22 protein-coding genes are annotated in these 20,973 nt (G+C 37.0%); 14 read left to right on the top strand and 8 right to left on the bottom strand.

Going from position 1 to position 20,973, the window contains the following annotated elements; genetic code table 11:
• The first annotated feature begins 16 nt into the window (after positions 1–16).
• Positions 17–2,296 (top strand): transglycosylase domain-containing protein, encoded by a 2,280-nt coding sequence (locus tag G3O09_RS12050; protein WP_240338419.1) that lies wholly within the window; start codon positions 17–19, stop codon positions 2,294–2,296.
• A 598-nt stretch (positions 2,297–2,894) separates the two neighbouring features.
• On the opposite strand, the gene G3O09_RS12045 is transcribed toward G3O09_RS12050, so the two are convergent.
• A complete protein-coding gene (locus G3O09_RS12045) occupies positions 2,895–3,215 on the bottom strand; it encodes an HPr family phosphocarrier protein (protein ID WP_163101735.1) in 321 nt (106 codons plus the stop codon).
• Positions 3,216–3,479: 264 nt separating this feature from the next.
• Between G3O09_RS12045 and G3O09_RS12040 the strand changes: the two genes are divergently transcribed.
• The 9 genes from G3O09_RS12040 (at position 3,480) to fumC (ending at position 12,531) form a co-directional block, all read left to right on the top strand.
• Positions 3,480–4,766: an MFS transporter gene (locus tag G3O09_RS12040; protein WP_163101734.1), complete on the top strand. Its 1,287-nt coding sequence runs from the start codon at positions 3,480–3,482 to the stop codon at positions 4,764–4,766.
• 159 nt (positions 4,767–4,925) lie between these two features.
• Complete coding sequence (gene sigY / locus G3O09_RS12035; RefSeq protein ID WP_163101733.1) at positions 4,926–5,483, top strand: RNA polymerase sigma factor SigY; 558 nt, start codon at positions 4,926–4,928, stop codon at positions 5,481–5,483.
• On the top strand, positions 5,443–5,793 hold the full coding sequence (locus G3O09_RS12030; protein WP_163101732.1) for a YxlC family protein: 351 nt from the start codon (positions 5,443–5,445) through the stop codon (positions 5,791–5,793). Before sigY ends, G3O09_RS12030 begins: the two co-directional genes overlap by 41 nt.
• A complete protein-coding gene (locus tag G3O09_RS12025; protein ID WP_163101731.1) occupies positions 5,790–5,987 on the top strand; it encodes a sigma-Y antisigma factor component in 198 nt (65 codons plus the stop codon). Before G3O09_RS12030 ends, G3O09_RS12025 begins: the two co-directional genes overlap by 4 nt.
• An 11-nt stretch (positions 5,988–5,998) precedes the next feature.
• Positions 5,999–6,202 (top strand): hypothetical protein, encoded by a 204-nt coding sequence (locus G3O09_RS12020; RefSeq protein ID WP_163101730.1) that lies wholly within the window; start codon positions 5,999–6,001, stop codon positions 6,200–6,202.
• On the top strand, positions 6,183–6,497 hold the full coding sequence (locus G3O09_RS12015; RefSeq protein ID WP_163101729.1) for a YbjQ family protein: 315 nt from the start codon (positions 6,183–6,185) through the stop codon (positions 6,495–6,497). The genes G3O09_RS12020 and G3O09_RS12015 overlap by 20 nt, the downstream gene beginning before the upstream one ends.
• A gap of 452 nt (positions 6,498–6,949) precedes the next feature.
• Entirely contained in the window at positions 6,950–8,701 is a 1,752-nt protein-coding gene (locus G3O09_RS12010) for an ABC transporter ATP-binding protein (protein ID WP_163101728.1), read from the top strand.
• On the top strand, positions 8,698–10,701 hold the full coding sequence (locus G3O09_RS12005; RefSeq protein WP_163101727.1) for an ABC transporter ATP-binding protein: 2,004 nt from the start codon (positions 8,698–8,700) through the stop codon (positions 10,699–10,701). Before G3O09_RS12010 ends, G3O09_RS12005 begins: the two co-directional genes overlap by 4 nt.
• Before the next feature lie 444 nt (positions 10,702–11,145).
• The gene (gene fumC / locus G3O09_RS12000; RefSeq protein ID WP_163101726.1) at positions 11,146–12,531 is read left to right on the top strand and encodes a class II fumarate hydratase; all 1,386 of its coding nucleotides are present in this window, start codon (positions 11,146–11,148) and stop codon (positions 12,529–12,531) included.
• 73 nt (positions 12,532–12,604) lie between these two features.
• On the opposite strand, the gene G3O09_RS11995 is transcribed toward fumC, so the two are convergent.
• Complete coding sequence (locus tag G3O09_RS11995; protein WP_163101725.1) at positions 12,605–12,811, bottom strand: alpha/beta-type small acid-soluble spore protein; 207 nt, start codon at positions 12,809–12,811, stop codon at positions 12,605–12,607.
• A gap of 369 nt (positions 12,812–13,180) precedes the next feature.
• On the opposite strand from G3O09_RS11995, the gene G3O09_RS11990 reads away from it, so the two are divergent.
• Positions 13,181–13,423 carry a hypothetical protein gene (locus tag G3O09_RS11990; RefSeq protein ID WP_163101724.1) on the top strand — a complete coding sequence of 81 codons (243 nt, stop codon included), beginning with the start codon at positions 13,181–13,183 and terminating at the stop codon, positions 13,421–13,423.
• A gap of 338 nt (positions 13,424–13,761) precedes the next feature.
• Here G3O09_RS11990 and G3O09_RS11985 read toward each other — a convergent pair whose 3' ends face one another.
• Together G3O09_RS11985 and G3O09_RS11980 are read right to left on the bottom strand one after the other, a co-directional pair.
• Complete coding sequence (locus G3O09_RS11985) at positions 13,762–14,874, bottom strand: ABC transporter ATP-binding protein (RefSeq protein ID WP_163101723.1); 1,113 nt, start codon at positions 14,872–14,874, stop codon at positions 13,762–13,764.
• A gap of 114 nt (positions 14,875–14,988) precedes the next feature.
• Entirely contained in the window at positions 14,989–15,885 is an 897-nt protein-coding gene (locus G3O09_RS11980) for a PucR family transcriptional regulator (RefSeq protein ID WP_163101722.1), read from the bottom strand.
• Between the two features lie 135 nt (positions 15,886–16,020).
• Here G3O09_RS11980 and G3O09_RS11975 point away from each other — a divergent pair, with 135 nt between their 5' ends.
• The gene (locus G3O09_RS11975; protein ID WP_163101721.1) at positions 16,021–16,281 is read left to right on the top strand and encodes a metal-sensitive transcriptional regulator; all 261 of its coding nucleotides are present in this window, start codon (positions 16,021–16,023) and stop codon (positions 16,279–16,281) included.
• A 134-nt stretch (positions 16,282–16,415) separates the two neighbouring features.
• Here G3O09_RS11975 and G3O09_RS11970 read toward each other — a convergent pair whose 3' ends face one another.
• Both G3O09_RS11970 and G3O09_RS11965 read right to left on the bottom strand, forming a co-directional pair.
• Positions 16,416–16,622: a hypothetical protein gene (locus G3O09_RS11970; protein WP_163101720.1), complete on the bottom strand. Its 207-nt coding sequence runs from the start codon at positions 16,620–16,622 to the stop codon at positions 16,416–16,418.
• 112 nt (positions 16,623–16,734) lie between these two features.
• Positions 16,735–16,947 (bottom strand): YheE family protein, encoded by a 213-nt coding sequence (locus tag G3O09_RS11965; protein WP_163101719.1) that lies wholly within the window; start codon positions 16,945–16,947, stop codon positions 16,735–16,737.
• 126 nt (positions 16,948–17,073) lie between these two features.
• Here G3O09_RS11965 and G3O09_RS11960 point away from each other — a divergent pair, with 126 nt between their 5' ends.
• Positions 17,074–17,469, top strand: coding sequence for a ferritin-like domain-containing protein (locus G3O09_RS11960; protein ID WP_163101718.1), 396 nt, complete (start codon positions 17,074–17,076; stop codon positions 17,467–17,469).
• Positions 17,470–17,552: 83 nt separating this feature from the next.
• Here G3O09_RS11960 and G3O09_RS11955 read toward each other — a convergent pair whose 3' ends face one another.
• Together G3O09_RS11955 and G3O09_RS11950 are read right to left on the bottom strand one after the other, a co-directional pair.
• On the bottom strand, positions 17,553–18,656 hold the full coding sequence (locus tag G3O09_RS11955; RefSeq protein WP_163101717.1) for a YheC/YheD family endospore coat-associated protein: 1,104 nt from the start codon (positions 18,654–18,656) through the stop codon (positions 17,553–17,555).
• Positions 18,653–20,014: a YheC/YheD family endospore coat-associated protein gene (locus G3O09_RS11950; protein WP_163101716.1), complete on the bottom strand. Its 1,362-nt coding sequence runs from the start codon at positions 20,012–20,014 to the stop codon at positions 18,653–18,655. Before G3O09_RS11950 ends, G3O09_RS11955 begins: the two co-directional genes overlap by 4 nt.
• 552 nt (positions 20,015–20,566) lie before the next feature.
• Between G3O09_RS11950 and G3O09_RS11945 the strand changes: the two genes are divergently transcribed.
• Positions 20,567–20,920, top strand: a complete 354-nt coding sequence (locus G3O09_RS11945) for a YlbF/YmcA family competence regulator (protein ID WP_163101715.1) — start codon at positions 20,567–20,569, stop codon at positions 20,918–20,920.
• Positions 20,921–20,973 lie beyond the last annotated feature (53 nt).

Below are 20,973 nucleotides of genomic sequence, written 5' to 3'. Positions count from 1 at the left end.
AAAGAGGGGATTCAATTTGGATCAAATAAAAATCTTGAAAATCGGAGTAGTGTTGTTTTCAGGAATGGCGTTGGCTATTGCTGGGTTTTTTCATTTTTTTAAGCCAGAAACGAACATTGATAATCTAGAAAGTATGCTACAACAACCGACAGTTATCTATGATCAAAATAGTGAAGTGGCTAGTAAAATTTCAGCTAATAAAACAGAGGGTGTACCCATTGAAGATATTCCTGAACATGTAAAGAATGCAGTGATTGCGATTGAAGACCATCGTTTTTACGAGCATAACGGGGTAGATTACCAAGGAATTGCAAGAGCGTTTGTTACTAACCTTATAGCTGGTGATGTTGTCCAGGGGGGAAGTACTATTACCCAACAGCTTACAAAGAACGCATTATTGGATATGGACCGTACTTATAAAAGAAAAGTAGAAGAATTTTTTCTTGCAAGAGAAGTAGAAAAGAGATTCAGCAAGGGCGAGATTTTGGAAATGTATATGAACCAAATATATTTTGGACATGGTGCATGGGGAATAAATAATGCGTCCATGGCGTACTTTGGGAAAAATGTTAAGGATATCACTCCATCCGAAGCTGCTCTATTGGCAGGTTTGATTAAAGCGCCTTCTAGTTTAGATCCTTATAAAAACTATGAAAATGCTATAAAGAGACGAAATATTGTATTAAATGCAATGAAACAACATGGATTATTGGATAACGCACAATATGAGGAAGCGGTTAACCAAGAAATTATCATGGACGAGAAAAAGAGTGGCGATCCATTAAAAGGAAAATATCCTTATTATGTCGACCATGTAATTATGGAAGCAATTCAAAAATATAAAATGAATCAGGATGAGCTTCTGACAGGCGGATATAAAATCTATACAACATTGGATCAAAATATGCAAAAAGCTGCTGAAGAAGTCTATCAGGATGATTCTTTATTTCCAAAAGGAAGTACCGAACAAGAGCTAGTTCAGAGCGGATCCATATTGATGGATCCAAAGACTGGCGGAATCAAGGCGTTGGTTGGAGGTCGTGGTGAGCATACGTTTCTTGCATATAATCGCGCAACAATGTTAAAAAAACAACCTGGATCGACAATGAAGCCTTTGGCTGTATATACTCCTGCTTTGGAAGCTGGTTTTAAGCCAAATGATATGTTGAAGGATGATGAGAAATTAAGTTTTGGGGAGTATAAACCTTCTAATCTTTCAGGAGAATATGCTGGAGAAGTTCCAATGTATGAAGCACTAATGAAATCAATAAATGTACCAACCGTTTGGTTATTAAATGAAATCGGCATCCAAAAAGGAATGGATGCTGCAAAACGCTTTGGAATACCTTTAGATGCAAAGGAAGACCGGGTTCTTGGTTTAGGTCTAGGAGGGTTATCACAGGGAGTTTCCCCTAAAATCATGGCGGAAGCTTTCTCAGCTTTCCCTAATAACGGGGTACGTATAGAAGCTCATGCAATAGTGAAAATTGTGGATCGCGAAGGAAATGAAGTAGTGGCATGGAAGGAAGAGAAAACGAAAGTCATGGGTAAGAAGATTTCTGATGGAATGACGAGTATGCTTTTAGGTGTAGTGAAGCACGGAACAGGAAAAAATGCAGCGGTTAATGGATGGGAGCTAGCGGGGAAGACCGGTTCTACTCAACATGATCAAGTTGAGGGGGCGGTAAAAGACCAATGGTTCGTTGGGTATACACCGACCTTGGTAGGTGCAGTCTGGGCAGGCTATGATCAACCAAATAAAGATAGGTATTTAACGACCCATAGTAGTCAAGGTGCAGCCATCATCTTCCAACGAATGATGACTAAGGCATTAGTCGGAATGGAACCAGTAGATTTTAATGTGGAAGACATAGATACTATAATTGCAAAACAAAAACAGCTAGATGAAGAGCGAGCCCGGCGTGAATTCTGGGAAAACTCCAAGAGTAAACTTCAATATGAATGGAAAAGATGGAAAGAATCATTCAGCGGTAAAAAAGGGAAGGAAGAAGAAAAATCGGAAGCACAAGAAGGAAAAGAAGAAATAAAAAAAGAAAAGAAGGAAGAAGAAGCTGAAAATAAGGAAAACCACAATACAACTGATTCAGACTTAGAAGATAAGGAAACGACTACAACTCCAGTGGAAAATGAAGATAATGGAACAGGAGATGCTGGCGGTGCTGGAAGTGGAGATGATTCGGGATCAGAAAATGATTCAGGCTCCGAAGATGATGGAGAGGATAATGGCTCTGATCCAGGTGCAAATGACTCTGGAACGGATGAAAGTACACCATAAATAAATGAAGAGGGTGCTCATTAGATGTTTTAAGACAATCTAATGAGTACCTTTTTTTATAAAGCAGATTATGTCATTCGAAAGTATTTTTTACGGTTAAGAAAGTATTTTTGGTTTTTCGAAAGTATTTTCAGGTTTTTCGATTGTATTTTTTGTATTTCGAAAGTATTTTTTAATTTTAGATTGTGTTTAATTTGGAAGTATTTAATGGATTTTGAAAATCCACTAACCTAATTGCTTCTAAAAGCAAAAAACCAGCTTTTTGCTGGTTATCAGAATCTAGGTAAAATATAATTAATTAGTAACCATATTATTCCAATAAAGATGATAATATAAGAAAGATACTTAATCAACGTTGCACCGATTAGTCCAGAATTAGTTTTTTCTTCCCTTTGAACTTCAACACGTTTTTCTTTATCCATCTAAGATCACCTCGGGATGCTGTGTTTTTAAAAAAGAAAGTAATCCATAAAGGTGGATTACTTCTTCTTAATTAGAACAGTAAATTAACAATGATTCCGATAACTACAATTGCTCCAACTACCATAAGAATAGTACGTAACATGCCATCACCACCTATTTTGACTGTAAAAAAGATTTATACTTGGACGGAATCTGTTGGGTTTATGAAATAAGCAAGCTTCTGGGATCTTTCAAATGCATGCTCACAAACGGTTTCTAATTGCAGCAGTTTTGCTTGAACATCCTTACCCTCAACTATAATTTTAATGTTGGAGTTTTGTTCAGCCATCATTAAAAAAGTAACCAGCTTAGATAGTTTTTGAGCATTGATAATTTTGTGTTTGTGAAGTAAATATACGTTTCCGTTGAAATTTTTAGTTTCTTGATAAAATGACATGATGTTTTTCATAGTGAACTTATTCGTTAATTTTACATCTGTCGATAGAATCTCATACATAATATATTCTCCTTTTTGAAAGGTTTTGTTAGTTGTTTGATGCTATATATTTACCCGAGTTGAAATGGATAAAACCTATTAATCATAAAAATATCATTATATCGATATATTAATCTAGGTATCGGCGTAAATGTGGATTCCTTCTATTACTGTAATGCTTCTCCGTCTAAAGGATGAGGGAAATACCATCAACAGGCGCTTATGGAAGAAAGAGGAAGGACGTAAGATAAAAACTAATAAAGGATTTGAAATGAGGGAAACACGTTGAAAAAAATGATTAGTGTATTCAAGAATAGGAATTATGCAAGGCTATTCTTTGCTCACTTTACCTCTCAAATGGGAAGTACGATTGGTTTAACTGCTTTTATGTTTTATCTACTTGATCGTTTTACAGATCAACCAACTTACGCCACAGTTACAGAATTAATGTATTCTCTTCCGACTTTAGCTGTATTCTTCTTAGTTGGCGTAGTGGCAGATCGTTTTGATCGACAAAAAGTGGCTATGTATAGTGATTGGATTTGTGGCTTTTTATCGGTGTTGATTATTGGGGCAATCATCATAGATATTATTCCGATTGTTTTTGCCCTGCTGTTCATAAGAAGTGCAGTACAAAAGTTCTTCTATCCAGCGGAATCTTCCATTGTACAAGGGATTCTATCAAAAGATGAATATACAACGGCAGCAGGATTGAACCAATTGGTCATGAGTTTGTTTATGTTGTTTGGTAATGCTCTTGGAATTTTCTTTTATTGGACACTTGGTATCCATGGGGCCATTTTGATTGATGCTGCTACTTTTATCATCAGTGGGATTTTAATCAAATCATGCGTACTTGAAGAGTCCACCATTCTTCCAAACGGTCGTACAAAATGGAAGGAAGTCAATATTGCATTTGTCTTAAAAGATTTCAAGAATGGATTATCATACATCTTGAATAATAAGTTACTCCTTACCTTATTATCTGGGTTTGTTTTATTCGGTATTGTTAACGGAGGTTTTTCCGTGATGCCAGTTTTCATGTTGAAATATAAGCTTCAACCGAATAATTATGAGGAATATTCGATTATAATGGGGATTGTCATCGGGGCGGGTGTCATGATAGGTTCTGTTATTGCATCTATGCTGGCCCAAAAAATAAAATTATATAAACTATTAATTCTTGGGCTAGCTTTATCTGGATTTTTCACTGCGATTTCATCGATGGCATCCAATACGATTATATTTTTTGCCCTATTTTTCATTGGTGGTTTGTTCTTGCCTTTAGTCAATGTCTCAATTGGGGGATGGATGCCTAGTATAGTCGATCCTAAAATGATGGGTCGGGTTCAAGGTTGGATTAGCCCGCTAATGATGTTAGCTCAATCTATTACATTAGGATTTATCGCTTTTGCTTATCCAACGATTATAAAAGTGGAAGGATTGTATTGGATGGTAGGGGGATGTTTAATGATTGTAAGTATGATCTATCTGATCTCCATACCAAGAATTCTTAAAAAAGACGAAACCAAAGCAGTTCCGGTGAAAAGTGTCCAAGAAACAGCTCTGTAATACAACTGAAGAGCTGATGTTTAAGCATAGGTCTGATTCAGAAAGCCTCTCAATTGAGGGGCTTTTTTAAGTTTTTATATTTTTAAATGAACTTTTTTATGAGTAGCACGTCTAATGTGTAAAATTGAATAGGAGATGGAAGAAAGAGAGGATGCAGCCATGGATGAAAAAGACCTAATTGCTAATGCAAGGAAGGGCGACCAGATGGCTTTCGCAATGTTGTTTCAACAAAATTACTCCATATTGGTTAAATATTTGATTAAAATTACGTTTAGTCCAGATACAGCAGAAGACCTAGCTCAAGAAACAATGGCTAAATCTATAGAAAAATTGGCAAGTTACAATGGCAAATCGAAGTTCTTAACTTGGTTGATTACCATTGCCACTAATCTATATATCGACCAGACAAGGAAAAAGAAGCGAGAGCAAAACTGGAAAATATCAGAACAGCATTTAAGGAAAATGAAGTGGTCATTTGAATCAAGAAACGAGGATTGGAATGATTGCATAGAAGCTTTAGGAAAGTTAAGTGACGAGATCAGGGTTCCCATAATTCTTAAGCATTATTATGGATACTCATACGAGGAAATCAGCACAATCATGGGCATCGCTGAAGGCACAGTCAAATCTAGAATTCATAATGGAATCAATACAGTCAGAAAGGAGTTGAAGTTGGATGAAAAAGGAAAAAATCGTACCACTTCCTTCACAATTTGAACAAGAACATGATGAAACCATTCATCAAATAAAGGATAGTCTTCAAAAAATGGATGAGATGTTTGAAGTATATACACCTGATTTGAGGTGGTTTGAAGAGCAGGTTCAACTTCAAAAAGAAATGGCTAGGAAAAAGTGGGTTCGTGAAATAACCATTTTCTCGATTGTTGCATGTCTGATCCTATCTACGGTACTGTTTACTTTGGTTGCAATGCCAATCATGTTCGGGATTCTTCAAGTAGCTACAAGCTTATTAATTATTGGCTATTTTGCATATACAAACATCAAGGAACGGGTGAATGAGTCATGACGCAGGCAGAGTGGGTTATATTGCCGTTTGTTATCATCATCCTTTTAGCACAAAGCATCTTTTTGTTCATTGATGCAAGGAAGCATGGACATAATTATTGGTTTTGGGGAATTGTGGGCCTTATTCAAGCGCCAATGCCTATATTGATTTATATGTTGCTGATTCGAAAAGTCTATAAAAAAGGCCAAGAGTAAGGAGCAATTTTATGCAGGGGATAAAACTTTTCATGATCGCTTTGATTATCATCGGGCAATTAGTAGGTTTAGTATTGCTTTTTATCAATATGCAATGGGCCATTACTTTATATACAATATATGGGATAGCTCTGATACTATTATTCATAATCATGTTTTTTGAAAGAAAAAAAGAGAAACGAGAGGAAGATCCAAATGATTATCGTAACTACTGATTACGTACCTGGAAAAGAAATAAGAGAGTTAAAAGGCTATGTCAGAGGTAATACTGTTCAATCCAAACACATCGGGAAAGACTTGATGGCAGGATTCAAAACAATCGTCGGTGGAGAAATAAAGGAATATACTGAGATGATGGATGAAGCAAGAAGCATGGCGATTTCAAGGATGGTTGCTGATGCCGAGTCAAAAGGTGCAAACGCAATAGTGGGCATGAGATTGCAAGCAGCAGCGGTTATGCAAAATACAGCAGAAATCATAGCATATGGAACAGCTGTATTAGTTGACTGATTTTTTAGAAAAAATGGATTGACATTTTTATCCTACGAGTAGTAAGATAACAAAGAATAAATAACAAAGGAGGGCTTATCATGGTTTTGGTTAGAACAATCACTAATGAAATTGTAACAGATCAACCAAAACTAAATATGATGCAGCCCACCGCTATAATGGATCATTTCCATTCTTTATTTGGATTTTAATGAAATTATTGCGCATGCTGCATTATTGTTGCATGCGCATTTGTTTTTAATGGGATTCGTGTCTACACGTATCCATTAGAAGGCATCTGCTTTTATGCGGATGCCTTTTTTATTTGAGTAATAAGGGTCCAATAGACCTTATTCAATAAAATATATAGGAGGAGATTTAAATGATAAAGGGTGTAGTTTTTCTAGTACCATTACCGGAGCTAGAAAGTGGCTAGTAAAGGAAGTTCATTTGACTAAAAAGGAGGAACTTATGTGTTTTCGATATACAAGAAATTGAGTTGGTTTTTTAAAGAGAATTGGAAACGGTATACCATTGCGCTCCTATTTTTAACGATTGTAAACGTTTTGGATATGATTCCACCTAAATTGGTTGGGATGTCCATTGATGCGATTCACAATGGAACACTAACTGGTGCCAAATTGGTACAGTACTTATTCATTCTAGTAGGGACTGCTTTAGCACTTTATATTTTAAGTTACAATTGGTTTTACAAATTATTTGGAGGAGCTTTTTTACTCGAAAGAAAGCTACGTTCGCGATTTATGGGTCATTTATTAAAGATGACGCCTACGTTTTATGAGAAGAACCGTACGGGAGATTTGATGGCTCGTGCGACAAATGATTTAAAAGCCATATCTACTACTGCTGGGTTCGGTATATTGACTTTTGCCGATTCCTTCCTATATACGTTTGCCATTTTGTTTACGATGGGCTTTTTCATCAGTTGGGAATTAACGATCGTTTCAGTTCTTCCCCTTCCGTTCATGGCCCTTCTTATGAACATTTATGGGAAGAAAATTCACAAACGTTTCATGGCTGCACAGGATGCGTTTGGAGACATGAATGACAGTGTTTTAGAATCGGTTGCAGGTGTACGTGTCATTCGTGCATATGTGCAGGAAAGACGGGATGAAAATCGGTTTGCTGAAATGACTGAGGATGTATTTAAGAAAAACTTATCCGTTGCAAAGATTGATTCTTTATTTGATCCTACCATTAAAATTTTAGTAGGGATGAGTTATTTAATTGGATTAGGTTATGGGGCTAAACTTGTATTTCAACAGGCCATTACATTAGGAGACCTTGTTTCATTTAACGTTTACCTTGGTATGTTGATTTGGCCAATGTTCGCGATTGGCGAATTAATTAACATTCTTCAGCGAGGAAATGCATCATTGGATCGTGTTCAAGAAACCTTATCATACGAAGAAGACGTGAAAAACATCGAGAAACCAGCAGAAGGATTAGTTCCTTCTAATATTTCCTATAAAGAAGTATCCTTCACGTATCCATCCTCTACACGGAAAAACTTAGAGGATATAAAGGTTCACATTGGAGCAGGAGAAACACTAGGAATTGTCGGGAAAACCGGAAGTGGGAAAACGACATTTATTAAACAATTACTGCGTGAATATCCAGTTGAAGATCAAAAATTGTATGTATCTGAGTCAAAGATTGAAGACATAAAGCTAGAAGATATTCGAAGTTGGATTGGATACGTGCCACAAGACCAATTCTTATTCTCGAAAACCGTAAAAGAAAACATCCTATTCGGTAAACCGGAAGCTTCAAATGATGAGCTTCAAGAAGCCATTAAACTTGCTGATTTTAAAAAAGATTTGGATATGCTTCCTGAGGGTCTAGAGACATTGGTTGGCGAAAAGGGTGTAGCTTTATCTGGAGGACAGAAGCAAAGGATTTCGATTGCACGCGCATTGATCCGAAACCCTGAGATATTGATTTTAGACGATTCATTATCTGCGGTAGATGCCAAAACGGAGAAGAACATTATTGAAAATATTCAAGGGGAGCGTAGTGGAAAGACGACCTTGATTACCACACATAGATTGTCTGCCGTACAGCATGCCAACTGGATTATTGTGCTCGATGAGGGCAAAATCGTCGAAGAAGGTACGCATGAAGAACTTCTTAGCTTAGGTGGCTGGTATATGGAACAATTTGAAAGACAACAGGTCGAAGAAGAAGCGGAGGTGACATTATGAGTACAGGAAAAAGATTGTACCAGTATGCATTAAATTTTAAAGGGATTATCATAGCCGCATTGGTGATGCTGACAATAGGTGTGGCGGCGGATCTGGCGGGACCTTTCGTTGCGAAAAGAATCATTGATTCACATATTATGGGAATCGAATCTAAATGGTACGAAACGACAAAAGGTGAAAACGCTGTACCATACGATGGAAATTGGTATAAACGAGAAGCCTATGTAACTGATGTTGAAAGGAAGGGGGAGAATGCTGTCCTCCTTCAGGAAGGTCTGAAGTTTGTTTTTTCTAAGGAAAATGTCCCATTGGATGGACAAAGAAGCCTTGAAGGAAATATACTGACCGTTGATGGAGAGTCGTATGAAGTAAAAATCCTTGATAGCCAAGAATTAATGAAGTTTTATCAACCAGAGATTTCTAAAATCATCCAATTAATAGCTGTGTATTTTGGGTTATTAGTTGTAGCGTCTTTCTTTTCCTATGGGCAACGTTATTTCTTACAAAAAGCGGCCAATCGAGTCATTCAAAAAATGAGAAACGATGTGTTCAAACAAATTTCCAGACTGCCGATATCATATTTTGATAATTTGCCTGCCGGTAAAGTGGTCGCAAGAATCACAAACGATACAGAAGCAATCAAAGAATTGTATGTTACGGTTTTAGCGAATTTCTTTTCGAGTTTCATTTATCTTATTGGTATTTATATCGCATTGAGCATATTGAATGTAAAGCTCGCATTACTTTGCTTGGTCTTAGTACCAATATTAATTGTGTGGACCATACTGTATCGAAAATACGCTTCCACCTACAATAAAGTCATTCGTGCTCGTGTAAGTGATATCAATGGAATGATCAATGAATCGATTCAAGGGATGCCGATTATCCAAGCTTTCGGAAGGGAAAAAGAAACAGCTAAATCCTTCAAAGTATTAAATGATGAGCATTTCCAATTTCAAAACAAAATGCTTCGCTTGAATTCCTTGACCTCACATAACTTGGTGGGGATTCTGCGCAACTTTACATTTGTCGCCTTCATTTGGTACTTTGGGAATCTATCCCTTAATGTAGAATCCGTAGTCTCATTAGGGATGCTTTACGCGATTGTTGATTATATAAACCGTTTATTCCACCCGGTTCAGAATATCGTGAATCAGTTTGCCAATCTTGAACAGGCATTAGTAGCTGGAGAAAGAGTTTTTGAATTGTTGGATGAACAAGGGTCAGATGTCAGTGAAGAACATATTTCCAGATATGAGGGAAATGTAGAATTTCAGAACGTTTCCTTTGGATATAAGGAAGGGGAAAATGTCCTTAAGAACTTAACGTTCAGTGCCAAACATGGAGAAACGGTCGCGCTAGTTGGCCATACTGGCTCTGGAAAAAGTTCCATCATGAATCTTTTGTTCCGTTTTTATGACACGAACGAAGGGAGAATTCTTGTTGATGGTACTGATATAAAAACAATTTCTCGTCAAACGTTACGAGAACATATGGGAATCGTCTTGCAAGATCCTTACTTATTCACAGGTACGATCGCTTCTAACGTTAGTTTAAACGACCCGAAAATTGCTCGTAAAGTAATCGAAAAGGCATTGAAAGATGTTGGAGCAGATACTGTGTTGTCCCACTTGGAAAAGGGTATTGATTCAGAAGTGATTGAAAAAGGGAGCACTCTTTCTTCTGGTCAAAGGCAACTGATTTCCTTTGCAAGGGCACTTGCCTTCAATCCTGCTATCCTGATTTTAGATGAGGCGACCTCTAGCATCGATACTGAGACTGAAGCGATCATCCAGGAAGCAATGGATGTTTTGAAAAAGGGAAGAACCACATTTATCATTGCACATCGTCTATCCACTATCAAAAATGCTGACCAAATACTTGTCCTTGATAAAGGAAGAATTGTTGAGCGTGGAAACCATGATGAATTAATGGCTGCAAAAGGTAAGTACTATAATATGTATGAGCTCCAATTAGGTGTCGGAAAAGGCATTGCTTAACAAAAATCTTGTTCAAAGAATGTTCACCCTCCTGTCATAGAATGTTCTGGTTTTCTCCTGTTAGGATAACGTTCCTATGGTAATTTAACAGTAGAATCAATTAGGGAGGCATATTGATGGAGGAATTTTCTGTAACCCTTGCAATCGCAAGCATAATGACACTCGTTTTTTTTATGGGGTATACGTTATTTACAGCAGAATGAATAAAAGAACGGTAAGCCAGTCGCCTGTCATGAGAATTCGTGAACAAAGGCGATTGGCTTTTTTTATATGAATACGTTATGAATGGAAAAAGAAGGGGAATAAATTAATATATAAGAAAGCATAGACTTATGAAGTTAGACCAATGTCTACCTTCGACTTACTGGTGTATTCAATGTCGACTAGACATGCGCGTGGCTATTGTCGACCAGCCTCGGCAACTAATAGAAGGGAGTTGGATGTATGAAGACAAGAATTGAAAGGGATTCTCTTGGCGAAATCGAAGTGCAGGATGAAAAATATTGGGGTGCCCAAACCGAAAGAAGTAGACGTAACTTTGTCATTGGATCTGAAAAAATGCCTTTAGATTTTATTTATGCGTATGCGATGTTAAAGAAAGCGGCAGCTTCGGTCAATCGAGAGTTAGGAAAGTTATCGAGTGATCAAGAAGAAGCCATAAGTACAGTTTGCGATAGTATTGTAAATCAAGACCTGAATGAACATTTTCCGTTATCTGTATGGCAAACCGGGAGTGGCACTCAGACGAATATGAATTTAAATGAAGTTATCGCAAATAAAGGAAATGAGTGGTTAGTAGATAAAGGAAGTAAAGAACGTTTACATCCCAACGATGATGTAAATATGGGACAAAGTTCAAATGACTCGTTTCCTACTGCAATGCATATTGCAGCTTACCTCGCCATTCAACAAAAATTAGTACCAGCTATCCAACAATCTATTGCTGTCTTTAAAGAAAAAGAGAAACAATTTGCTGGTATCGTAAAAATTGGCCGTACACACTTACAAGATGCTACACCATTGACTGTGAGTCAGGAGGTGAGTGGATGGAGGGCGATGCTTGAAAAATCTATGGGTATGATTGAAGAGAGTTCAAAACAATTGCTTCAATTGGCAATCGGAGGAACTGCAGTCGGTACTGGAATTAATGCTCATCCAGAATTCGGTGAGAAGGTTTCAAAAGAGCTGGAAAGCATGACATCCTATCCTTTTAACAGTTCATCCAATAAATTTCATGCGTTGACGAGCCACGATGAAATGGTATATTCTCATGGTGCGATTAAGGCTTTGGCAATGGATGTAATGAAGATAGCCAATGATGTTAGATGGTTAGCTAGCGGACCAAGAAGTGGTATTGGAGAGTTAAGTATTCCAGCAAACGAACCAGGAAGCTCCATTATGCCTGGTAAGGTCAATCCTACACAAAGCGAAGCGATTACAATGGTAGCAACTCAGATTTTTGGGAATGATGCAACAATCTCATTTGCAGCCTCTCAAGGGAATTTCCAATTGAATGTCTTTAAGCCAGTGATTATTTATAATTTCTTACAATCCGTTATTTTACTGGCCGACGCTTTAGACTCATTCCGAAAAAACTGCATAGAAGGTTTGGATGTCATCGCGTCCAAAATACAAGAAAATCTAGAAAAATCCCTTATGCTAGTAACTGCCTTAAATCCTCATATTGGTTATGAAAAAGCTGCAGAAATAGCTAAGTTAGCTTTCAAAAAAGGTAGTACACTAAAAGAAGCGGCATTGGAACTACAGTATGTTACGGATGCCCAATTCAATGAATGGGTCGATGCTAAGAAAATGGTAAATGAAAAATGATTGAAGCCCCCGCCATTTAGACGGGGGCTTTGCCATGTTATTAAGTTTTAACAATTAATGAATTGGGTGTTGATTACTTGGAGTAGCCGCCAAGTTGAGATTCAGCCATTTGTACAAGACGTTTTGTGATTTCTCCACCAACAGATCCGTTTGCACGAGATGTTGAGTCTGCACCAAGTTGTACTCCAAACTCAGTTGCGATTTCGTACTTCATTTGATCGATTGCAGCTTGTGCACCTGGTGCTACTAGGTTGTTTGAGCTTCTAGATTGGTTTGGCATAGGTTTACAGCTCCTCATAAAATTTTTTTGGGTGGGTTAGCTGGACTTGCACCAGCAATCTGAAGGATTCGTAATCTCATACTTTACTCATCGTCTTTATAAAGGGAATATCGTCAAGTGAAACTATGAACTTCAGTTGCCCTACCTACTGGCTTAACCCATTGTTAGGAAGGGAGTTTGTCCCTCAGCTGCTTTGTTGTGCTGCTGTATTTCTATTATGTTAAAAGAACGATTTACTATGCTTCTTTTTCAACTAGTAAATATTGGATATTATTTGAGGGGTCTTACATATTTTCAGCCTAAGTTTCTAACTATACTAGTATGACTTTAATTGATGATTTCACTCTTCTAGAAAAGGAATGAATAGCAATGGCGATGTGTCCTTTGTGCAACGGGTTTAGTGACCAAACCATTCAGTGCACTCAATGTTCAGCTACCATGGTGGATGCGGGCAAAACAACAGATTATTTGGATGATTATAGTGCCTATGAGGATATAGAAGTATTGAAGCTAGTGGATGGGATGGCGCATTCTGTAGCTTCAGGAATCTGTATTCATTTATTCTCTTGTGTACAGTGTGGGACAATGAAGACGGTTGAAGTAAAGGAATAAGAGTATGTATGGTGTCATTCTGACTATAAATGAAGCAAAATAAAATGTTTTATTAAAGTTATGGACCTGTAATTTAATAAATATACCTTATTTGTCTTGAAACTAGTTTAGATGATGGTCTCCAACAGGGGAACTTGTAAAATACTTTCGAAATTGGAAGGATACTTTCGATTATCTAAAAATACAATCGAAAAGGGAAAAAATATTTTCGAAGACGGAAAATACAATCGAAAATTCATATTTATCGATTTTTCGACAAATAAACTATCCCACAGAAAATCATATGAATAATAACAACTAAGGCACGACCATCTATGGGTCGTGCCTTAGTAATTTACTTATTTTTCGCCAGTTGGACGAATGCGATATTCTGTATCTTTATCAAAGAAGTGAGCTTTATTCATTGCAATGGCAAGATCGATTGTGTCACCAGGCTTAACAATGGAGCGAGCGTCAACACGAGCAACGAATTCTTGGCCACCAATTGTGGAGTATAGCATGAATTCAGCACCCATCAATTCAGCAACTTCGATATGAGCAGCAATTTTCGTTTCTGGAGAAGATTCGATGAATACAGGCTCATCGTGGAAATCTTCTGGACGTATACCCAGGATAATTTCTTTGCCAATGTAGTTTTGGTCACGAAGAACTTTCATTTTCCCTTCTGGAACAGCCACTTTTACATCAGAAACCACGAAGTATCCATCTTCTAATTTGCCATGGATGAAGTTCATAGCTGGTGAACCGATAAATCCACCTACGAACACATTCTCAGGTTTTTCATAGACGTCTTTTGGAGCACCTACTTGTTGGATGACACCGTCTTTCATTACAACTAATCGGGTTGCCATTGTCATAGCTTCCGTTTGGTCATGCGTTACGTAGATTGTAGTCGTATTTAAGCGCTTGTGAAGCTTCGCAATTTCAGCACGCATTTGAACACGTAATTTTGCATCCAGGTTGGAAAGCGGTTCGTCCATTAGGAAGACTTTAGCATCACGAACGATTGCACGTCCAAGGGCCACACGTTGACGTTGACCACCTGAAAGTGCTTTAGGCTTACGATCTAAGTATGTCTCAAGGCCAAGAATCTTAGCAGCGTCTTTAACTCGACGATCGATTTCGTCTTTAGGCATTTTACGTAATTTCAAACCGAATGCCATGTTATCGTACACAGACATATGAGGGTAAAGAGCATAGTTTTGGAATACCATTGCAATGTCACGATCTTTTGGAGGAGTATCATTTACACGTTTGTTATCGATGTAGAAATCACCTTTAGAAATCTCTTCAAGTCCAGCAATCATTCGAAGAGTTGTGGATTTACCACATCCAGATGGACCAACGAAAACGATAAATTCTTTATCTTCAATATGAAGATTAAAGTCTTCGACAGCAGTAACTTTATTATCATAAATTTTATAAATATGATCTAAACGAATTTCAGCCATGTTTAAAAACCTCCAAGTTTTATTATTACTTGTAGTTTAATAAACAAGGATTAAAATGAAAATGTTCACCTTGCACAAAAATAAAAACGCTTTATTAGGCATGTTGCCATACTATTAATTAAATTTTTCGAAGAGAATGATGGCAAGATAGGCAACCATTGCATCTTGGAAGGATTTAATATCCAAATCGGTTTTCTCAATAAATTTTTCTATTCTATATTGAAGACTATTACGATGAATAAATAATTTTTTTGCCGCCATTGAGGCATTGGAATTAGATTCAATATAGGTTTTAATCGTCTTTATTAATTCTTGGTCGAATGTTGTATCATATAAAAGCTCTTGAATGAAAAAGTCAATCATGTCAGCTTTTATACCTTTCAGTGCTAGGTATGGGAAAACATCTACTAAAGAAAGGAAGCTCTTATTTAGGAAGGTCCTACCTATATCGAAACATGTTTGTTCATACTTATATATGGTAGGCGTGTTGTGATCGATGGGATGAACTTTTCCAACATACAATTGGATTTTTATATAAAAATCTGCTTCAATAGTGGAAATCATATCCTGAAGTAATGTATGGATGGTATCTTCCTCTTGAAAAAGTACAATACAGACTTTTTGGTAAGACTCCCATAGTATCCAATGTTCTACGTCTAAGAACGACGAAATGGCTTCTTCTAATTGATTCTTATCAAATGAAGGAGAATGAATAAAACATTGGATCAACCGTATTTGTTTACTATTAGTGATGGGTGGATTCATCTTATGGCCATGCAAAAAGTCCATCCACTCTTTTTTTAAAGTTGATGTATATGGTTGGGTATCAGTAAACTTCTGTTGCTTGAAAAGGACGGAAAGTAGATCTATTTCCTGCTTTGTAAGATCTTCAAAAGGGATGCCTAGAGTTGAATCTGCCGAAACTTCAATCCAAAAATATTCCTCATGATTTGAAACGTAATCATTCCATTCAATACTTCTTGGGTATCTTTGTTTAAGATTATGTATCATATGTACCCCCATCATTAATTTATCCTGTATCAAGTTTCTTTTAAATTGCTTTAGTGGTCAAGTTGTTGCAATTATCTTTTGATATTTATTAGTATTTTGCATAAAATAGGGGGTAGTGTATGTGAGGTGAAAGGGATGGATTATTCACAAGAGATGAAGAACAGGCTTCGTCGAATGGAAGGTCAAGTTCGTGGTGTACTGAAAATGATGGAAGAAGATAAAGATTGTAGAGATGTCATCACGCAACTTTCTGCTGTGCGTTCCGCTGTGGACCGAGCAATAGGATATATTGTTGCAAAAAACTTGGAATCCTGTATACGTGAAGCAGAAGCGAATGGCCAGAATGCAGATGATGCAATTAAGGAAGCTGTGAACATGATTGTAAAGAGTCGTTAAAAATCCTCATCCCTCAAAAAGGGTGAGGATTTTTTTGAATAGACATGCATGTATGCTTCATTGAAGTTAGAGCAGCGTTAAGGTTGTGGCATTTTTGTCGTCCAGTTCACAGCGATAATGTACTTAAGCTATTCTTATTTTAGGTGTGAATAGTCAGCTGGTGGTTCTTCTTCAATTAAATCCATTGCCTCTGGGATATTAGGGTCTGTTTCATATCTTGAAACGTAGCCTCCACTCATTCCCTCATTGATCATTCTGTCGACATCCATAAAGGCTTTTTCTCTTCCTTCATGGCCACAGTCAGCGCAAAACGTTGAGTTTTCCTTTTTTGGATCGCCCATTCCAATCGCCCCTCTTTCCAAAATAGAGGAAGGAAGAATCCTTCCTACCTATCAGTTTGTGTCGCGAATGAGAGGCTTATGCTGAAAAACTTCTTTTTCAGAATATAAGGATCTATTTATCATAAACATGAAAGAGCATAAGCTCCTGGATTTGCGCTTGTACTTGTTTTAAATCCTCCTGTGCAGGAGAAGGTCCTATCCACTCAATACTACCATTTTGGTGATATATGGCTTGGTAGGATTGTTTTTTGAAAAAGAAAGACAACTTCCAACCAGGAATTTGTTCATCTCCATATAGATTTTTCCATTGAAAATGTGAAATCATATTTTACCCCCATCTGTTGTTTCGTCTGCATTCAATTTTATCAGAATTATTTTTCCTTAGAAAGAATATGGCTGTCTTTAACTTCATAGTGTTGAATGGATGGAATATAGAAAGGGGAGTTTTTTAATGACTTTTTTGGAAAAATTGCAGGACTCCATAAATAATGAATGGACGGCATTTGAATTTTATACTAAATTAATGAGTGAAACGAGCAATCCACTGTATATAGATTTTATTAAGCATGCTAGAGATGACGAAAAAAAACACTATGAGTCGTTCCAGTACCTTCATTATCTAATTACGGGTAAATACCATGATGTTAAGCCTGGGAAAGTGGAATACAAGTCATTTGAAGAGGCTATTATTATCGCTCTAAAAGATGAATTGGAAGCAGCGGAAACCTATAGGGATATGCTTTTCGAACTGCCGAATCAGCAAGCTTACCAACCATTGTTCGTAGCGATGACAGATGAAATGGAACATGCCACAAGGTTTTCGACCATTTATGGATCTTTAATGTAGACCGATTCCTTCGGTCTTTTTATATTTATCGAAAAATCTATAATGTTACACAAAATATATTAGGGAGAGAATCATCCCTAATATTATTTAGAAAGTGTTCGGAATAATGAGTTTAACTGTTCAAATCGTATTCGCTCGATGCTTCGTTCAGTAAATTGCATGGGTTTGCAGTTCACTTCAAAAATGTGCAATTGATCGTGGTCATCCTCACCGACATCAATGGTGAACTCCCCGAAAAAACCTATTCGTTTTGAAAGTTGTGTTCCTATTTCCGAAGCTATTGTATTAAATTGATTGTCGAGATTAGAATTCTTCACACGATTGTAAGAAATGACTTTGCCGCCTAAATGGTTATGAGTTGTGATTTGTTGCTCCATAGCCATTCTGACGGAGACTGCACTTACTTTAAATCCGTTTTGGGACTTCGAATTTACAAGTACTCGATAATCATATCGGTTACCTCTTAACCGTTTGGGTTCTATCGCTTTCTGGAGAATATATCTTTGATTTGTTAAATATTCTGAATCGGTTACAAATTGTCCAATAGAGAGATAGGTTCTAATTTGTGTATAATCTTGATAAACGATGTTACCATTCATTTCTTCCAAAGTAAAAATCCCTTCTCCCCTTTTTCCGAATACGGGTTTAACGTAAATTTTTCTCCATTCATTCAGACTTTCAAGTAAGTCATGCTCTGTTTTATAAAGTAAGGTTTGGGGTAAATAAGGTGTCAATATAGGAGAGTCGTTCAACAGCTCATTCATTTCATATTTATCGACAAACCTTGGATTGAAAAAGGGTATATCCATATCCATACAAAAATTAACTACCTCAGTAAATTCTTTTGATTTTTCATAGTTTCTAGAAGGTACACGGTTATATACAACATTTGGGAACGGAAAATTGGACTTGATCCAACGATTATCAGAGCGATAGAAACCTTTAATACCCTTTTCATGAATACCCTCAGCCATAAATACATAACAGATGATTCCCTGATATCTTAAAAAATGGATAATCTCAGAGAAAAAATCTTTATTACCAGCAAATGGAAGGTGCGCATGATTACTGGGGCAGGTGAAAATCCCAACGGTGGGTTGGAATTCTTTATCATCAAAAAAAGGAGAAGGCGGCTTAAGCAGAGGAGAGGGATAATTGATAGCCTGATTCGCTTTCCGGTTCCTCATGACAAACCCTCCCCATTCCTAATGAATATCTTTTCTGATAAAAATATTCCATAATCAAAACAATACTCTGCTGGAACATTTAATTGTTGAGCCAATTTCGGATGGTGGAATATGATTTCACCCGGTTTAGAGTTGGCTTCGAACATCCAAACATGGCCTTTCTTATCCATTCCAAGATCAAACCCTATTTCCGCAATGACGCCTTGCATAGATCGTTCAAGTCCTCTACTCAATGCTAATGCTGCATCAGTCAAAGAAGATACAATCTTTTCCTGCTCAGAGAGTTGAAAGGATTCTTCAAGGGTCTTAACTTCCCCCCCTGTATGGACATGTGTGGTCACACTTCCATTTCCTGCTACCTTGACTGCGATGATTGAAACAAGCCATTCTCCATTTTGATTTTTATTAGTGTGGACCCTGAAATCGAGCTTTCTTCCTTCAAATGTGAGTAGCCCAATTCCTTGTTGAACAATTTTATCTTGAAATGCTCCCAAACCAATTACATTATCAACTAGAGCTTCAATAGTAGTAAATCGTTGGAGCTTGTTTTCTCCCTTTGAATTTCTATATCTACAATAGTAATGATTACTTTTACGGTCATACATTAGAAAAAAAATGTTTGAACCCATGCTCCCGTTAATAGGTTTTATAATGGCTTTTCCGAATTTGGAAAGTAAGTATTCTATTTGAGAATAAGATTGCAATGGGTAAGTTTCAGGTAAAAAGGAGGCTGCCTCTTCTAAATCCATCAGGCAATGATGAACATCCAGTTTATTAAAGAAACCAGGATTATACCAAGGAATGGTGAGTTCATCTTGAAATCTCTTTTTCACCTCTAACAAAGATTGTTTTTCTTCGTCACGTCTACTTTGCACACGATCGTAGACGACATTTGGAAATGGAAAAGTAGATGGAAAAAAGTTTTTGCCGTCAAAGGAGTATCCCTTGACGATTTTCTTTTCCCAATCGATGCAACTGGAATCAAATAAGTATCCAATGCATCCGGATTTTCTTGCTGCCAGTAGAATTCTGGCAAAATATGATCGATTTCTTTTTTCATCACGTTTGTGCAAAAAATTTAATTCCGTTGTGAAAATGCCTATTAAGGGTCCAATGTATACGGTGTTACCAATACCAAATACATGAATTTCATAAGGGTACAAGGGAATCCCTAGCTCTTTTGCCAATGCAGACGAAATGATGATTTCTGTAGAAGGATGAGAGGTGATAGCAACATCAATTGTCCTTCCTCCAAAACAAAGTTTCTTAGGAGTTGTATCAGGAGTCGTAATTCCAAAAGGGATGGTCAATAACAAATCCTTCGACTGCCTAATTTTCATCATCGCTTTTTGTTTCAATATCATCACATCCCAACAGATGAGAATTCATCGTATTACTGTCGATTGCTATGAATCAAGACTACTTTTATAATAGGAACTAGTCTATAAGAGTGAATTAAAGATAAGGCTAGATAAAAATAAAAGGTGAGTAACTGCTCTTTGAAAATAAAGTCAACCTAACTAGAGGAATCACGATCAGGCTATATCAGTTCAGCTGTCCTGGTTACACAACTTGTTGAATGGTCGTAGAATATTTATTGACTTAAGAGAGTATTCAACAAAAGTTTATTCATGAATCATTTAGAAAAGACATGAATCTATTGGTGGGACAAGAGTTATCGTTAAAATGGTTGATAATATTCAAGGGTAATTACCAAGGTTTTAGCCAATCCCGTACCGAACCTCTTTTAGCCGAATTAATCATGAAAGAATGGAATAAAGTGAAAGAGTGGGAACTTCACTTTGTGGGATTATTGGTTTGATCCAAAGAATCATTGTGGTCATGCTTTAAAAGTGTGATTCTTTCCACATGGTTTGGTATAGTGAGAGAGTACAAAGGAGGAGATAATCATGAGTGTGAATCTATATGATGTAGCGTACGAAATGGAACGCGCAATTCGACAAAGTAAGGAATATAAAGAACTGAAAGGTCTTTACGATCAAGTGAACGCAGACCCGTCCGCTAGTAAGATGTTCGAAAACTTCCGTAACATTCAAATGAACCTACAACAAAAACAAATGATGGGCCAAGAAATCACGCAGGAAGAAATTGAGCAAGCTCAAAAAATGGTTGCCCTTGTTCAACAACACCCTTCAATTTCTAAGTTAATGGAATCAGAACAACGCATGAGCATGCTAATTGCTGAAATGAACAAAATTATTATGAAGCCGTTAGAAGAATTATACGGCCCAATGCAAAGATAAAACGGTAAAAGGCACAAAACTCATTCATAGAGATTTTGTGTCTTTTTTTCTGT

It is taken from the genome of Peribacillus alkalitolerans (assembly GCF_010882125.1).
GTDB lineage: Bacteria > Bacillota > Bacilli > Bacillales > DSM-1321 > Bacillus_BN > Bacillus_BN alkalitolerans.
Note: the sequence above shows the minus strand (reverse complement) of the source record. Positions and strands in the feature narration are given on the sequence as shown.

Coding starts and splice junctions, on each gene's coding strand:
- G3O09_RS11965 (WP_163101719.1), bottom strand. CDS start 16,947: ATGATTTCACATTTTCAATGGAAAAATCTATATGGAGATGAACAAATT.
- G3O09_RS11945 (WP_163101715.1), top strand. CDS start 20,567: ATGAGTGTGAATCTATATGATGTAGCGTACGAAATGGAACGCGCAATT.
- G3O09_RS11955 (WP_163101717.1), bottom strand. CDS start 18,656: ATGAGGAACCGGAAAGCGAATCAGGCTATCAATTATCCCTCTCCTCTG.
- G3O09_RS11990 (WP_163101724.1), top strand. CDS start 13,181: ATGGCGATGTGTCCTTTGTGCAACGGGTTTAGTGACCAAACCATTCAG.
- G3O09_RS12020 (WP_163101730.1), top strand. CDS start 5,999: ATGCAGGGGATAAAACTTTTCATGATCGCTTTGATTATCATCGGGCAA.
- G3O09_RS11980 (WP_163101722.1), bottom strand. CDS start 15,885: ATGATACATAATCTTAAACAAAGATACCCAAGAAGTATTGAATGGAAT.
- G3O09_RS12015 (WP_163101729.1), top strand. CDS start 6,183: ATGATTATCGTAACTACTGATTACGTACCTGGAAAAGAAATAAGAGAG.
- G3O09_RS12030 (WP_163101732.1), top strand. CDS start 5,443: ATGAAAAAGGAAAAAATCGTACCACTTCCTTCACAATTTGAACAAGAA.
- sigY (WP_163101733.1), top strand. CDS start 4,926: ATGGATGAAAAAGACCTAATTGCTAATGCAAGGAAGGGCGACCAGATG.
- fumC (WP_163101726.1), top strand. CDS start 11,146: ATGAAGACAAGAATTGAAAGGGATTCTCTTGGCGAAATCGAAGTGCAG.
- G3O09_RS11960 (WP_163101718.1), top strand. CDS start 17,074: ATGACTTTTTTGGAAAAATTGCAGGACTCCATAAATAATGAATGGACG.
- G3O09_RS11975 (WP_163101721.1), top strand. CDS start 16,021: ATGGATTATTCACAAGAGATGAAGAACAGGCTTCGTCGAATGGAAGGT.
- G3O09_RS11970 (WP_163101720.1), bottom strand. CDS start 16,622: ATGGGCGATCCAAAAAAGGAAAACTCAACGTTTTGCGCTGACTGTGGC.
- G3O09_RS12005 (WP_163101727.1), top strand. CDS start 8,698: ATGAGTACAGGAAAAAGATTGTACCAGTATGCATTAAATTTTAAAGGG.
- G3O09_RS12045 (WP_163101735.1), bottom strand. CDS start 3,215: ATGTATGAGATTCTATCGACAGATGTAAAATTAACGAATAAGTTCACT.
- G3O09_RS11995 (WP_163101725.1), bottom strand. CDS start 12,811: ATGCCAAACCAATCTAGAAGCTCAAACAACCTAGTAGCACCAGGTGCA.
- G3O09_RS11985 (WP_163101723.1), bottom strand. CDS start 14,874: ATGGCTGAAATTCGTTTAGATCATATTTATAAAATTTATGATAATAAA.
- G3O09_RS12025 (WP_163101731.1), top strand. CDS start 5,790: ATGACGCAGGCAGAGTGGGTTATATTGCCGTTTGTTATCATCATCCTT.